15 protein-coding genes and 3 tRNA genes are annotated in these 13,708 nt (G+C 55.8%); 12 read left to right on the forward strand and 6 right to left on the reverse strand.

Annotated elements, in window-relative coordinates; translation table 11 throughout:
* Positions 1-62: 62 nt before the first annotated feature.
* Both punC and cfa read left to right on the forward strand, forming a co-directional pair.
* Positions 63-1,247 carry a purine nucleoside transporter PunC gene (gene punC, locus ROR01S_RS18650; RefSeq protein WP_064359768.1) on the forward strand — a complete coding sequence of 395 codons (1,185 nt, stop codon included), beginning with the start codon at positions 63-65 and terminating at the stop codon, positions 1,245-1,247.
* Between the two features lie 295 nt (positions 1,248-1,542).
* A complete protein-coding gene (cfa, locus tag ROR01S_RS18655; RefSeq protein WP_004862748.1) occupies positions 1,543-2,691 on the forward strand; it encodes a cyclopropane fatty acyl phospholipid synthase in 1,149 nt (382 codons plus the stop codon).
* 65 nt (positions 2,692-2,756) lie between these two features.
* Here cfa and ROR01S_RS18660 read toward each other — a convergent pair whose 3' ends face one another.
* On the reverse strand, positions 2,757-3,392 hold the full coding sequence (locus ROR01S_RS18660) for a riboflavin synthase (RefSeq protein WP_004862750.1): 636 nt from the start codon (positions 3,390-3,392) through the stop codon (positions 2,757-2,759).
* A gap of 229 nt (positions 3,393-3,621) precedes the next feature.
* Here ROR01S_RS18660 and mdtK point away from each other — a divergent pair, with 229 nt between their 5' ends.
* On the forward strand, positions 3,622-4,995 hold the full coding sequence (gene mdtK, locus ROR01S_RS18665) for an MdtK family multidrug efflux MATE transporter (protein ID WP_004862752.1): 1,374 nt from the start codon (positions 3,622-3,624) through the stop codon (positions 4,993-4,995).
* 51 nt (positions 4,996-5,046) lie between these two features.
* On the opposite strand, the gene ROR01S_RS18670 is transcribed toward mdtK, so the two are convergent.
* Positions 5,047-5,940, reverse strand: a complete 894-nt coding sequence (locus tag ROR01S_RS18670; protein WP_015584194.1) for a LysR family transcriptional regulator — start codon at positions 5,938-5,940, stop codon at positions 5,047-5,049.
* Positions 5,941-6,047: 107 nt separating this feature from the next.
* Here ROR01S_RS18670 and ROR01S_RS18675 point away from each other — a divergent pair, with 107 nt between their 5' ends.
* From ROR01S_RS18675 to ROR01S_RS18695, 6 genes are all read left to right on the forward strand, one after another.
* The gene (locus ROR01S_RS18675; protein ID WP_015584193.1) at positions 6,048-6,689 is read left to right on the forward strand and encodes an NADPH-dependent F420 reductase; all 642 of its coding nucleotides are present in this window, start codon (positions 6,048-6,050) and stop codon (positions 6,687-6,689) included.
* Positions 6,690-6,872: 183 nt separating this feature from the next.
* Entirely contained in the window at positions 6,873-7,295 is a 423-nt protein-coding gene (gene asr / locus ROR01S_RS18680; protein ID WP_064359769.1) for an acid resistance repetitive basic protein Asr, read from the forward strand.
* 70 nt (positions 7,296-7,365) lie between these two features.
* Complete coding sequence (ydgU, locus tag ROR01S_RS27830; protein ID WP_099130681.1) at positions 7,366-7,449, forward strand: small membrane protein YdgU; 84 nt, start codon at positions 7,366-7,368, stop codon at positions 7,447-7,449.
* A gap of 288 nt (positions 7,450-7,737) precedes the next feature.
* Positions 7,738-7,814: transfer RNA gene (locus ROR01S_RS18685), tRNA-Val, on the forward strand.
* A gap of 4 nt (positions 7,815-7,818) precedes the next feature.
* Positions 7,819-7,895: transfer RNA gene (locus ROR01S_RS18690), tRNA-Val, on the forward strand.
* Between the two features lie 4 nt (positions 7,896-7,899).
* Positions 7,900-7,976: transfer RNA gene (locus tag ROR01S_RS18695), tRNA-Val, on the forward strand.
* A 248-nt stretch (positions 7,977-8,224) separates the two neighbouring features.
* Here ROR01S_RS18695 and zigA read toward each other — a convergent pair.
* Together zigA and ROR01S_RS18705 are read right to left on the reverse strand one after the other, a co-directional pair.
* On the reverse strand, positions 8,225-9,448 hold the full coding sequence (zigA, locus tag ROR01S_RS18700) for a zinc metallochaperone GTPase ZigA (protein ID WP_004862767.1): 1,224 nt from the start codon (positions 9,446-9,448) through the stop codon (positions 8,225-8,227).
* 196 nt (positions 9,449-9,644) lie between these two features.
* Positions 9,645-10,427 carry a DUF3750 domain-containing protein gene (locus tag ROR01S_RS18705; RefSeq protein WP_032717546.1) on the reverse strand — a complete coding sequence of 261 codons (783 nt, stop codon included), beginning with the start codon at positions 10,425-10,427 and terminating at the stop codon, positions 9,645-9,647.
* Positions 10,428-10,824: 397 nt separating this feature from the next.
* Here ROR01S_RS18705 and ROR01S_RS18710 point away from each other — a divergent pair, with 397 nt between their 5' ends.
* From ROR01S_RS18710 to ROR01S_RS18720, 3 genes are all read left to right on the forward strand, one after another.
* On the forward strand, positions 10,825-11,391 hold the full coding sequence (locus ROR01S_RS18710; protein ID WP_015584190.1) for a DJ-1/PfpI family protein: 567 nt from the start codon (positions 10,825-10,827) through the stop codon (positions 11,389-11,391).
* 189 nt (positions 11,392-11,580) lie between these two features.
* Complete coding sequence (locus tag ROR01S_RS18715; protein WP_004862777.1) at positions 11,581-12,024, forward strand: Xre family toxin-antitoxin system antitoxin; 444 nt, start codon at positions 11,581-11,583, stop codon at positions 12,022-12,024.
* On the forward strand, positions 12,021-12,494 hold the full coding sequence (locus ROR01S_RS18720; RefSeq protein ID WP_064359770.1) for an RES family NAD+ phosphorylase: 474 nt from the start codon (positions 12,021-12,023) through the stop codon (positions 12,492-12,494). The genes ROR01S_RS18715 and ROR01S_RS18720 overlap by 4 nt, the downstream gene beginning before the upstream one ends.
* A gap of 80 nt (positions 12,495-12,574) precedes the next feature.
* On the opposite strand, the gene ROR01S_RS18725 is transcribed toward ROR01S_RS18720, so the two are convergent.
* Together ROR01S_RS18725 and ROR01S_RS18730 are read right to left on the reverse strand one after the other, a co-directional pair.
* A complete protein-coding gene (locus tag ROR01S_RS18725) occupies positions 12,575-13,354 on the reverse strand; it encodes an SDR family oxidoreductase (protein ID WP_044349850.1) in 780 nt (259 codons plus the stop codon).
* On the reverse strand, positions 13,347-13,664 hold the full coding sequence (locus ROR01S_RS18730) for a nuclear transport factor 2 family protein (protein WP_004862785.1): 318 nt from the start codon (positions 13,662-13,664) through the stop codon (positions 13,347-13,349). Before ROR01S_RS18730 ends, ROR01S_RS18725 begins: the two co-directional genes overlap by 8 nt.
* Between the last annotated feature and the right edge of the window lie 44 nt (positions 13,665-13,708).

Below are 13,708 nucleotides of genomic sequence, written 5' to 3' on the forward strand. Positions count from 1 at the left end.
CACAAGCCAGAATGCACTCCCTACACTCTGCGGCATCATACCTGCACCTATAAGAGAATGTTATGCAACAACCCGGGAAAGGATTTTTAGTGTGGCTGGCGGGACTCAGCGTGCTGGGTTTCCTCGCCACCGACATGTATCTGCCGGCCTTTTCGGCCATCCAGCAAGATCTCAATACGTCTGCGGCGTCGGTCAGCGCCAGTCTGAGCCTGTTCCTCGCCGGCTTCGCCATCGGACAGCTGTTCTGGGGCCCGCTCTCGGACCGCTACGGACGTAAACCGATTCTGCTGACCGGGCTGGCGATCTTCGCTATCAGCTGTCTGGGAATGCTGTGGGTGCGGGATGCCACCCTGATGCTGGTGCTGCGCTTTATTCAGGCGATCGGCGTCTGCGCGGCGGCGGTGACCTGGCAGGCGATGGTCACGGATTATTATCCAGCCCAGCGCACTAACCGTATTTTCGCCACCATCATGCCGCTGGTGGGTCTATCGCCGGCTCTGGCGCCGTTGCTCGGCAGCTGGCTGCTTGCCCATCTGGAATGGCAGGCCATTTTTGCCACCCTGTTTGCCATCGCCCTGCTGCTGATGGTACCCGCCCTACGCCTGAAGCCGGTCGTCAGGCCGCAGGGTGATGTCCGCGAGAAGTTGACCTTTATGACGCTGCTGCGTTCGCGCGAATACAGCGGCAACGTGCTGATTTACGCCGCCTGCTCCGCCAGCTTTTTTGCCTGGTTGACCGGGTCGCCGTTTATTCTCCATGAGATGGGCTACAGCCCGACCGCTATCGGTCTTAGCTATGTTCCGCAGACAATCGCCTTTTTAGTCGGTGGCTATGGATGCCGCGCGGCGCTGCAGAAATGGCAGGGCCAACAGCTGCTGCCCTGGCTGCTGGTGATTTTCGCCGTCAGCGTGGCTGCAACCTGGATGGTTGGTCGGGTTGAAGATGTCTCAATCATTGCGGTGATGATTCCCTTCTGCGTGATGGCCGTTGTCAATGGCGGGATTTACCCGATTGTTGTCGCCCAGGCGCTGAAGCCGTTCCCGCAGGCGACCGGCCGTGCCGCCGCGCTGCAGAATACGCTGCAGCTTGGTCTGTGCTTCCTGACCAGTCTGCTGGTCTCCGCGCTGATTGCCACACCGCTGCTCGCCACCACCAGCGTGATGCTGGTCTCGATCGTGCTGGCCGGGCTGGGTTATTTTATGCAGCGTCACAGCGCCTGCCTGACTACCGAATCGTCGCATGCATAAACGCGTTTCGGCGATGTTAAGGCTCAGTAATTAGCCTGCTAATATATTTTTATTGAAAGCCGGATTTCAGCGGCCTATACTGAACCGGCTTCACATAAATAAAATATTTTTTACGATTAACGGCAGCAGGATGCGTCCCGTTTCACCATGGAAGGCCTTTCGGCAAGGGTTATCGCCCTTCCTCTGTTCTACGTCGGATAGCAGCTTCACGGATATTCCGTGAGATTTCTCACAAAGCCAAAAAAGCGTCTACGCTGTTTTAAGGTTCTGATCACTTGGGCGTGATGGAGAAGCTATGAGTTCATCGTGTATAGAAGAAGTAAGCGTACCAAACGACGACTGGTACCGAATTGCAACCGAATTGCTCGGTCGCGCGGGCATTGAGGTCAATGGCCCCGCCCCCTCCGATCTGCGGATTAACAATCCGCTCTTTTTTAAACGCGTTCTACAGGAAGGCTCGCTGGGGTTAGGCGAAAGCTATATGGACGGCTGGTGGGATTGTGAACGGCTGGATATATTCTTCCATAAAGTACTGCGCGCCGGGCTGGAAAATCAGCTCCCGCATCATCTCAAAGATACGTTGCGCATCGCAGGTGCTCGCCTGTTTAATCTACAAAGTAAAAAGCGCTCCTGGATTGTCGGAAAAGAACATTACGACCTCGGCAACGATCTTTTCAGCCGTATGCTCGACCCCTATATGCAATATTCCTGCGCCTACTGGAAAGAGGCGCAATCGCTGGAAGAGGCGCAGGTGGCAAAATTAGATCTTATTTGTCGCAAGCTGCAGCTGGAACCGGGGATGCGGGTGCTGGACATTGGCTGCGGCTGGGGTGGTCTGGCTTACTATATGGCCAAAAATTATCACGTTAGCGTAGTCGGCGTGACCATTTCTGCCGAGCAGCAAAAAATGGCCCAGCAAAGATGCGAGGGGTTAGACGTCACCATTTTGCTGCAGGACTATCGCGATCTGCATGACCACTTTGATCGCATTGTTTCCGTCGGGATGTTTGAACACGTGGGACCTAAAAATTACGCCACCTATTTTGAAGTGGTGGATCGTAATTTGAAACCTGACGGCCGTTTTTTATTGCACACCATTGGCTCCAAAAAAACGGACCACAGCGTCGATCCGTGGATCAATAAATATATTTTCCCCAACGGTTGTCTGCCTTCGGTTCGTCATATCGCGCAAGCCAGCGAATCCCATTTTGTGATGGAAGACTGGCACAATATCGGCGCCGATTACGATACTACGCTGATGGCCTGGTACGAACGTTTCCTGGCCAGCTGGCCCGATATCGCCGATAACTATTCGGAACGGTTTAAACGTATGTTTAGTTATTATCTGAACGCCTGCGCGGGGGCTTTTCGCGCGCGCGATATTCAGCTCTGGCAGGTGGTCTTTTCTCGCGGTGTTGAAAACGGCCTTCGCGTCGCCCGCTAAAAATATCCCCCGCTAAAACGGGGGATATTCTTTTCTTTTATGCTTCATCCGGCGGCGGCGCCCGATCATTCATCGCTCAGGTGTTGTGCCGCTTCTTTGGCCGCCAGCACACGTTCCACGGTATCCACTACCGCCTGCGTTTGCGGGTCGATCTCAATATTCACCCGATCGCCGAGTTTTTTAATGCCAAGCGTGGTGCGCTGCAGCGTTTCCGGGATCAAATGCACGCAAAAACGCGTCGGGGTCACTTCTCCGACCGTCAGGCTGATCCCGTCAACGCCGATGAATCCTTTATAGAGGATATATTTCATCAGCGTCGGGTCCTGAACCTTAAACCAGATCTGGCGGTTATTTTCCGAGGTCAGGATCTTGACGATTTCCGCCGTGGTCATAATATGACCGGACATCAGATGACCGCCGATCTCATCGCTGAATTTTGCCGCTCGTTCCACGTTCACCACGTCCCCCACCTCTACCGCGCCGAGGTTGGTAATACGCAGCGTCTCTTTCATCAGGTCAAAACTGATACGCGGACCGTCAATTTCGGTGACTGTCAGGCAGCAACCATTGTGCGCCACCGATGCCCCGGTCTCGATGCCGGCAAGCATATGCTCAGGCAGCTCCACCACATGGGTGCGAAAATTGGGTTTTTCATCGATGGACACCACTTTAGCGGTCCCCTGCACAATGCCAGTAAACATGCTTTACTCCTGTAGACTTTCGTGACGGTATCATTACCGTTATACCTGTCGGGAACAATACCAGTTGGCAAAACAGGTTGCCAGCGCGCATCGTGCCCTACCATTTTTTCACTGGCTTAATGGCGCATCATCGCTACAATAGACTGGAAAACCCCTCAGCTCTTTCTTCTTGCTGCCAATTACGGCGGCTTTTTTAGTCTCAAAATAACAACAATATAAAGGTGTTCACGTGCAGAAGTATTTTATTGAAGCGCGTCAGTTATTAGCCCTGGCCATTCCTGTGATCCTGGCACAGGTCGCCCAGACCTCTATGGGCTTTGTCGATACCGTGATGGCGGGTGGCTATAGCGCCACCGATATGGCTGCCGTCGCGATTGGGACCTCTATCTGGCTCCCCGCAATTCTCTTTGGCCACGGTCTGCTGCTGGCGCTGACGCCGGTTATCGCACAGCTAAACGGCTCCGGCCGCCGCGACCGCATTGCCCATCAGGTTCGTCAGGGGTTCTGGCTGGCGGGATTCGTTTCGCTGCTGGTTATGGTCGTGCTGTGGAACGCCGGGTACATCATAAGCTCGATGCACAATATCGACCCGGCCCTCGCTGAAAAAGCGGTAGGCTACCTGCGCGCGCTGCTGTGGGGCGCCCCCGGCTACCTCTTCTTCCAGGTCGCTCGTAACCAGTGCGAAGGCCTGGCGAAAACCAAACCGGGGATGGTGATGGGATTTATCGGCCTGCTGGTCAATATTCCCGTTAACTATATCTTTATCTACGGCCACTTTGGCATGCCTGAGCTGGGCGGCATCGGCTGCGGCGTGGCGACGGCATCCGTTTACTGGGTGATGTTCTTCTGCATGATCTCCTGGGTACGTCGCGCCCGTTCTATGCGCGATATCCGTAGCGATGAAGGCTTCAGCGGACCGGACTTGAACGTGCTTAAACGCCTGGTGCAGCTGGGACTGCCGATTGCGCTGGCGCTGTTTTTCGAAGTCACTCTGTTTGCGGTCGTTGCGCTGCTGGTTTCTCCATTGGGCATTGTGGACGTCGCGGGCCATCAGATAGCCCTGAACTTCAGTTCGCTGATGTTCGTTTTACCCCTTTCGCTGGCGGCAGCGGTCACCATCCGCGTCGGCTTCCGTCTTGGGCAGGGTTCCACCCTCGATGCGCAGGTTTCTGCCAGAACCGGGGTTGGCGTTGGCGTCTGCATGGCCGTGATCACGGCGATTTTCACCATCCTGATGCGTAAGCAGATTGCGCTGCTGTATAACGACAATCCGGAGGTGGTCCTGCTGGCTTCCCAGCTGATGCTGCTGGCCGCGATATATCAGATCTCCGACTCCGTCCAGGTGATTGGTAGCGGGATTCTACGCGGCTATAAAGATACGCGTTCGATCTTCTTTATTACGTTTACCGCGTACTGGGTGCTGGGACTGCCGAGCGGCTACCTGCTGGCCTTAACAGATACGCTGGTTCCGCGTATGGGTCCCGCGGGTTTCTGGTGCGGATTTATTATCGGGCTCACCTCGGCAGCGGTGATGATGATGCTGCGCATGCGTTTCCTGCAGCGTCAGCCGTCCAGCGTGATTTTGCAACGCGCGGCGCGCTAACGCCCAGCGGCATCCTGTTCCCGGGGTGCCGCTTCTCACCGTCGTACGGATTCAGCGCGGGCCCAGCGCAGCTCTTAATGCGTCAACAAAGCATTTAATTTTCGTCGTCCGCCGACGTCCGGCCGGTACCAGAATATGCATGGGCCGCGCCGGTCCTGAGAATCCGGCTAAAACCTGTACCAGGCTCCCCCGCTCCACTTCGGTTTTCAACACATCTTCCGGCCCGAGGGTAATACCGTGCCCGGCGATAGCCGCATTCATCAGCGCCTTCCAGTCATTCGCGCGAAACCGCCCGGAGGGTTTGACCTCGAACATCTCCCCCTGTTTCTCAAATCGCCACCGGCAGGCGCTGCCCGCCGACCAATGTCCATAAACCAGACACGCATGATGTTGAAGATCGGTCGGCGTCTGCGGTTCGCCGTGACGCAAAATATAGTCCGGTGACGCGCAGGCAATCAGCCGGTATGGCAGCAGAGGCCACGCCACCATCGAGCTGTCGGCCAGCTCACCGATGCGCACGATCACCTCAAACTCCTCTTCAATCGGGTCGACAATGCGGTCGCTCAACGTCAGTTCAACCTGAACGTCAGGATAGCGGGCAAGATAGTCGGTAATAAAGGCCGCGAGCGCATGCGATCCAAATGTGACCGGCGCATTCACCCGGATGATGCCTGAAGGTGTCGCTTTCATCTCCTGTGCCACCGCGTCCGCCTCAGCGATCTCCGCCAGTACCACGCGGCAGCGTTCATAATAGCTACGCCCGATATCGGTGAGCGTCTGTCGCCGCGTGGTGCGGGCGATTAATGAAGTGCCGAGGTGTGCTTCAAGCGCCGCCACGTGTCGGGCGACCATCTGCGGCGAAAGTCGCAGCTGTCCGGCAGCGGCGGCAAACGACCCCGTTTCAGCCGCCTTCACGAAAACCCTGATACTGGTGAGCTGGTCCATGATTCACTCATTTGAGTTGTTTATCATTCCACTATCTTACGATTTATCTTCTACGGAGATGGAATTAAATTTATCAACACTCTCAGATCATTCGTAAGGAGTTGAAAATGAAGATTGGCATTATCGGCGCCGGATTCGTTGGCCGGTCTGTCGCGAAGCTGGCCCTTGCCGCTGGTCACGACGTTATGTTGAGTAACTCACGAGGGCCCCAGACGCTTTTCAGCCTGGGGCCGATGATTGGCTGTCAGGTCGGCAGCGCAGAGGAAGCTGCCGAATTTGGCGAGGCGGTGGTCATTGCCGTGCCGCTCAGCGCCATCCATTCGCTGCCGGTCAGCGGAATTCAGGATAAACATGTCATTGATGCAGTGAATTACTATCCCGAGCGTGACGGCCCGATCGAGGCGCTGGAGTCAGGAGAAACCACCACCAGCGAATTGCTCGCCCAAATCCTGCCTGCCGCTACCGTCACCAAAGCGTTTAACGCGATTCCCATGACCCAGCTGGAAAGCGATGGACTGCCCGCGGGCGCGGAAAATCGTCGGGCGCTGCCGTTGGCAGGCGATAGTGAAAAAGGAAAAGCGATCGCCGCCGCGCTGTACGAGGCATTTGGCTTTGACACCGTAGACGCCGGACCACTGTCCGAAGGATGGCGTTTTGAACGCGGCCAGCCTGCCTATTGCGTACGAATGACCCGCCCGACGCTGCTCACGACGCTGCTCACGACGCTGTCCGATACACCGCGTCGCTAACCCCCCCTCCGCTGACGCTGAATCCGTTAGCGGAGCATCCTGCTTTTCGCCCGCTCTATGCGTTGTACATTCCGTTACTCGCCGATACCAAACACTCACTGAAGCCTGAAAAAGAAAAACTTATAGTGATTTCAACAGCCCCGCAGTGGGGTTCACTGAAGAAATAATTTCGAGGATATCAGAATGAAAAAAGTATTAGCTCTGGTCGTTGCCGCTGCTATGGGTCTGTCTTCTGCTGCTTTCGCTGCTGACGCAGTAAGCACCACTCAGGCTCCGGCGGCTGCAACTCACAGCACCACAGCCAAAACCACTCATCATAAAAAACATCACAAAGCCGCTGCCAAACCGGCCGCTGAGCAGAAAGCCCAGGCCGCGAAAAAACACCACAAAGCCGCCGCCAAACCGGCCGCTGAACAGAAAGCTCAGGCCGCGAAAAAACATCACAAAGCCGCCGCCAAACCGGCCGCTGAACAGAAAGCCCAGGCCGCTAAAAAACACCACAAAGCGGCGGCTAAACCGGTAGCCCAGAAAGCTCAGGCGGCAAAAAAACATCACAAAACCACTAAGCATCAGGCCGCTAAACCGGCTGCCCAACCGGCTGCTTAATTTTTCCGCTAAGTTGAGTTAATCATAAACCGGCGCTGTTTCAGCGCCGGTTTTATTTCAGGAGGCCACTATGCTGCAGCGCTATCGTTTTGAGCTTATTCTGATCCTGTTAGTCCTCTGCGCACTTTTTACCCTTCGCCTTATTTTCAGGTAACCTCTCTTTTCCGGCCCCCGCGTCTGCGACGCCTCTTGCACCATTCGCCTGACGAATCACTCATTCTCTCCCGACAGCGTCGCCAGGCCTTACTTCGCGCCGCGTCAGGCACGACGCCGCAGCGAGACCAGGGCAACTGGATAAGAAATATCCTTTAGCATCAGTAAAATATGAGCAATATGCGTAAAACTTCCGCAATCGCGTGAGATCTGAAAGAAAAGTGACGTTTGCCTCTTGCCACAACCCCATCCGATCGCTAATATGCGTCCCCGTTGTCACCACAACATTGCGTTCATAGCTCAGTTGGTTAGAGCACCACCTTGACATGGTGGGGGTCGTTGGTTCGAGTCCAATTGAACGCACCATAATGCGTTTATAGCTCAGTTGGTTAGAGCACCACCTTGACATGGTGGGGGTCGTTGGTTCGAGTCCAATTAAACGCACCATAATGCGTCCGTAGCTCAGTTGGTTAGAGCACCACCTTGACATGGTGGGGGTCGGTGGTTCGAGTCCACTCGGACGCACCATTCTTTATTCCGCAGACATCAGCAACCGTCTGTAGGTTATCGAACGGTGCGAATTTCGCACATTTCTCGCTGTAACACGCTCATCTTTCCTTTGCAGTTATCCAGGCCATTCCTGAAACAGGACTGGGGCCAGTTTATCCTCTCAGCAGCCCCCCTTGACGAATATTCCCGCACGCATGCCGTCTCTGCGGCGTTATTGCACAGAGAAGCGATGAAGAGCCGGCTTTTACCGGGTCTCTTGCGTTGACTTATGCGGCAACCCAGGGCGCAAACGGGTCGGAGTAGTGACGCCATTCGCCCGGCCCCTCCGCCATTTCTTCGTCCGTAAGCAGAGCCGAACCCAACCTGGCGCGTAGTGCTGATTCATCCATATTCATTCCGATAAACACCAGTTCCTGCCGGGCATCGCCCACACCATCCATCCAGTTTGCCCGGATAAATTTCAGCGACTCATCATCCTGAGGCCAGCGTTCTCTGGGGACACTTGCCCACCACATTCCCCCCAGTTCCTGACGCGCCACGCCACCGGCCTGGGACCAGGCGCCGGCAAATTCCGGACGACTGGCCAACCAAAAATATCCTTTCGATCTGACCACTCCAGCCAGCTCATGTGCCATCACCTGGCAGAAACGGGCCGGATGGAAAGGCCGGCGGGCGCGAAAAACAAAGCTGCTAATCCCATACTCTTCTGTTTCCGGGGTATGTTCGCCGCGCAGTTCCTTCAGCCAGCCTGGCGCCTGTGCGGCATTATCAAAATCAAACAGCCCGGTATTCAGGACCTTATCCAGTGCTACCTGACCAAACTGCGAAACAACTATTTTTGCCCGTGGATTCAGAGAGCGCAAAATAGCCGTTAGCTTTTCTTGTTGCCCGTCATCGATCAGATCGACTTTGTTCAGGACCAGCACATCGCAGAATTCAATCTGCTCAATGAGCAGGTCGACCACGCTGCGCTCATCGCCTTCGCCCAGTGATTCTCCGCGTGAGCGGAGGCTATCTGCAGAGTCATAATCACGCAAAAAATTGAAGGCATCCACGACGGTCACCATGGTATCAAGACGCGCCACGGTTGAAAGACTTTGCCCGTCATCGCCGGCAAAGGTAAAAGTTTCAGCAACCGGAAGCGGTTCAGAAATACCGGTAGACTCGATAACCAGCTGATCAAAGCGCCCTTCTTTCGCCAGGCGATTCACTTCCAGCAGGAGATCTTCCCGCAGCGTGCAGCAGATACAGCCGTTACTCATTTCAACCAGTTTTTCATCGGTACGTGAAAGTTCGGCGCCCCCTTCCCTGACCAGAGCGGCATCAATATTGACCTCCGACATATCATTGACGATAACCGCAACACGCCTGCCCTCTCTGTTGTTCAGAATATGGTTGAGCAGGGTCGTTTTCCCGGCGCCCAGAAAACCGGACAGAACGGTCACCGGCAGACGCATGTCGCCCTGTCTTTCTACGCTGATGTCAGACATTGCCTTTTATCTCCTCGTACTTCATTTGTCATTGGTCCGCTGATTTCGGGCCACTCAGCGTGACCACAACATTTTAATTGTTATGTTATAACATAACAATTAAAATGCCAACATCGACCTTTATAGCCACGTAGAGGAGAAATGTGCAGCAGCGATACGCAATGTTGGCTTAGCTGCAGGTGGGGAGCGTCGCCATTTATCGGGAGTGTTCCGCAGCGTTATTGGACAAATTGTCATGGCCCAGTCCGCCAATAAATGGCAGACGGATACGTAGCGGCGTGAAATCCAGGCCGACGTTCAGCCCCAGCAGATTGAGTTCAAATCCCTCTTCAGCTCCCAGCGTTACGCCGGCGATACCCAGCACCGACACCTGCAGCCCGCGCCCGGATGGCGGTAGGCCAATGGGATTCAGCAGCGAGCGAAAATCTTTCCCCACCGCGTTGGCCGGCATATCCAGTTTGAGCGCGGGCACCTCGCGGCCAATATGGGCCAGAAAGGTGTTACTGTTAGGACCCGGCCAGGCGTGGTAGGTATCCGGCCAGGGGTAAGAGGCAATTGCCGCGACAATCTGCGGGATCATGGCCTCGGCCTCTGCTCCCCGATGCTCCACCAGTAAACGAGGTTTCGCGCCGAACCAGTAGCCATCCGGCGGGTTGCTATTACGGCGCACCTTCTCCCCGCCTCCCCAGCTAATCACTTCATAGCGGTTATATTCCGTTTCCCCGGCGCGTTTATAGATAATCCAGGGATGCACCGCCACCACGCCTTTCCAGCCCCAGGTGGGCGCGGCGTAGACCTGCACAATGGCCAGGCGGGCGTTTTGCTGGGGATCAGGCGCCAGGCCTGCTGAGTCACGACGGGCGGACCACCAGCCCTCCTGCGGACGTAGTTCCCGCTGATACATCGTCTGGGCCAGGCTGGCGCCAAGGGAGAGCAGGATGATGCAAAGCAGACTCAGACAAACGATTTTTATGATCATGGCGGCCTGTATTCAGTGAGGAGACATCTCTATGGGCGATTATTGTCCTGACGGGACCGGGCAGCAATATAAAACGCGCAGATCATCGTCAATCTGCACACACCGATGAGAAATTACATTAATGCATTACAGGCACGCGATATGGCGTACGATTTCACGCCCCTACAGTTTCGGGATTGGCCAGACGTTTCAGTAGTTCCTTGCCCGGCTCCCTGCCGCAGGTCGGCAATCATTTATCGTCTACCAAAGTCACTCAGACCGAGAGCTGCGCGCGCTCCAAAAGCAGAGCACAGGCGAAACACCGCGGTATCAGTACACACAACGCCACTTGCGGTTCGCATTCCCTTCGCCCCTGGACTATACCTTAGGCATCTTTATTCCCTGAGGAACAACCCTTATGAGCAAAAAAATTCTGATGCTGGTTGGTGATTATGCCGAAGATTACGAAACCATGGTGCCGTTTCAGGCATTGCAGATGATTGGCCATCAGGTTGACGCGGTTTGCCCGGATAAGAGCAAAGGCGACTATATCATGACGGCGATCCATGATTTTGACGGTGCCCAGACCTATAGCGAGAAACCCGGGCACCGCTTTGTCCTCAACGCCGACTTTGCTGCCGTAAAAGAACAGGATTATGACGCCCTGCTGATCCCCGGTGGACGAGCGCCGGAGTATCTGCGCTTGAATGACGAGGTGCTCAAACTGGTTCAGGCGTTTGACGCGGCGCACAAACCCATTGCCGCCGTTTGCCACGGCCCGCAGCTTCTGGCCGCCGCCGGAATACTGAAAGGCCGCACCTGTAGCGCCTACCCGGCCTGCGCGCCAGAAGTACGGCTCAGCGGCGGGCATTATGCTGAGATCGGTATCGATCAGGCGCATGTTGACGGCAACCTGGTCACCGCCCCTGCCTGGCCCGCCCATCCGCAATGGCTGGCGAAATTTGCTGAAGTGTTGCAGCAGTAAACGTTGAATCCGCGACGAATAAAACGCCCCCGGAGGACCGTCCAGCTGACGGTCCTTACTGAGGACTGTTTTCGGGGCCGCCAGCCACAAAACCGCAACCAACTCATGACCCGCCCGGCGATTATATTTTCAACAACCCGACAAATGACTATAATAAAGCATGACAAATGTCCTTATTCAGGAGGGAAGATGAAAACCTGGGTTCCTGCAGAGCAACCTGCCGATAATGCGCTGTGGCGCTATGCCGGGCTACCGGCGAATCGGGGTATGCAGTTGATTGAGCTGCTGAGTATGGGATTACCGGTCAGCATTCTGGATAATATTCATGAGTGGACGGAAATGTCGAAAACCGACATTCTGCGCATCACCGGGATTAATGAGCGCAACGTTGCCCGGCGCAAGAGCGCGGGCGGCACGTTGACGCCAGGCGAAAGCGAACGTGTGGCGCGTTTTGTCAGGGTCCTGGATACCGCCGTCGACTATTTTGGCAGCAAGCAGGATGCCTACGACTGGCTGCAGTCGCCGGTCAGAGGACTGGGCAATGTCGCCCCCATCGATTTGATTGCTACCGAGAGCGGCGCGCTGGAAGTAACAGACCTGATCGGTCGCCTGGAACACGGCGTCTTTGCATGATTTTCTATCGTCTGGTTACCGGCCGTTACGCCAGCGAAGCCTGGACGGGAAGCGGGGCCAACCAGTACGGCGGGCGCTGGAATCACCAGGGACACCCGGCGGTCTATGTGTCCACTTCCATTGCCCTGGCGTCACTGGAGATCCTGGTTCACGTCAAAAATGAGGCAATCCTCAACCAGTATCAGCTGTATAGTATCGAGATACCGGACAGTGAAGTGGAATCCCTCGATAAACAGTGGTTACCGGATAACTGGCAAGAAAATCCGATGCCCGTTTCCACAATGGATCTGGGCACCGGCTGGCTACAGGCGGGCAGCGGTCTGGCGCTGATGCTTCCCTCCTGCATTATTCCCTATGAAAACAACGCCATTTTAAACCCGCTGCATCCCGCGTTCAGCGAGGCCCTGGCCTCCGTGCGTCAGTATCCCTTTACCTTTGATCCCCGCCTCGCACGCTCCACGCCCCTTTGAGGCCCTGGCAGCAATACCTTGCCATCAAGACTGAGTGAGGAGAAAACCTTTCGCCGCGCCTTGCCAGTCCGTGGTGATGGTTAAACCGTCGGCACGGTTCCACCATCAATGAGGTATTCTGCCCCGGTTATCGATGCCGCCCGGTCGGAGACTAAAAACGCAATCAGATTGGCCACCTCTTCGGGTTGCGCCGGACGACCGAGTGGGATTCCGCCTAATGAGTCCATGATGATTTGTTTCCCTTGCGCATACTCAACCCCCTGCTGCTGCGCGAGCCGCTGCGCAAATCTGACCGCCGCCTCGGTTTCAATCCAGCCGGGGGCCACGCTCAGAACACGAACGCCCCTGGGGGAAACCTCTTTCGACAGGCTTTTACTGTAGGTGGAGAGCGCGGCTTTTGCCGCGGCGTAGGCCGTGGTTGACTCCGGCAGCGGCATCCTTCTTTGGATTGAAGAGACGTGGATAATCACCCCCTTCCCGCTGTTGAGCATGAGGGGAAGCAGTAGACGATCCAGCCTGAGGGCAGGGAAAAGGTTGAGATCCAGCTCCTGCTGCCACAGCTCATCGCTCAGCGCGGCAAACCCGCCTGCCGGGGAGGAAGAACCGCCCAGCATATGAACGATAATATCAACGCCGCCCAGCTGCTCCTGTACCTCCGCGGCCAGCAGAGCGCACCCGCTCGCCGTGGCGAGATCCGCCGTCACAAAGAGCGCATCAACAGGAGCGTCCGGCGGATGGCGAGCGCAGGTTAACACTCGCGCCCCCAGCTGGCGAAACAGCGCCACGGTTGCCGCCCCGGCCCCTTTGGTACCCGAGGTAATCAGAACGCGCTTTCCTTCCAGCGCCAGAAAATCACTCATCACCGATCTCCAGCTCATCGATCTGCCCTGCCGTCAGGCGAAATACATAGCTAAGGATGACCGGGCTGCCGGGAAAATTTCCGCTGACGTTGGCGCGCACCTTTACCCTGGCGCCCTGCGTTATCGTCTCAATAGGTTCGGCGACATACCGGTATTTTTGTCTGGCGGCAACCCGCCACTCGCGGATGGCCTGCCGTCCGCGATAGGTATTCCCTTCATCTTTCACCACCGCATCCGGGGTGAAGGCGCTGACAACGCGCTCCAGATCTTCAGCGGCAAAAAAGGCCTGTACTGCTGATGGCGTATCCATAGTGAATCTCCCGTGATTAAACGCTACGGCTTAACTTTAAGAAT

Source organism: Klebsiella ornithinolytica NBRC 105727 = ATCC 31898 (genome assembly GCF_001598295.1).
Taxonomy (GTDB): Bacteria; Pseudomonadota; Gammaproteobacteria; order Enterobacterales; family Enterobacteriaceae; genus Klebsiella; species Klebsiella ornithinolytica.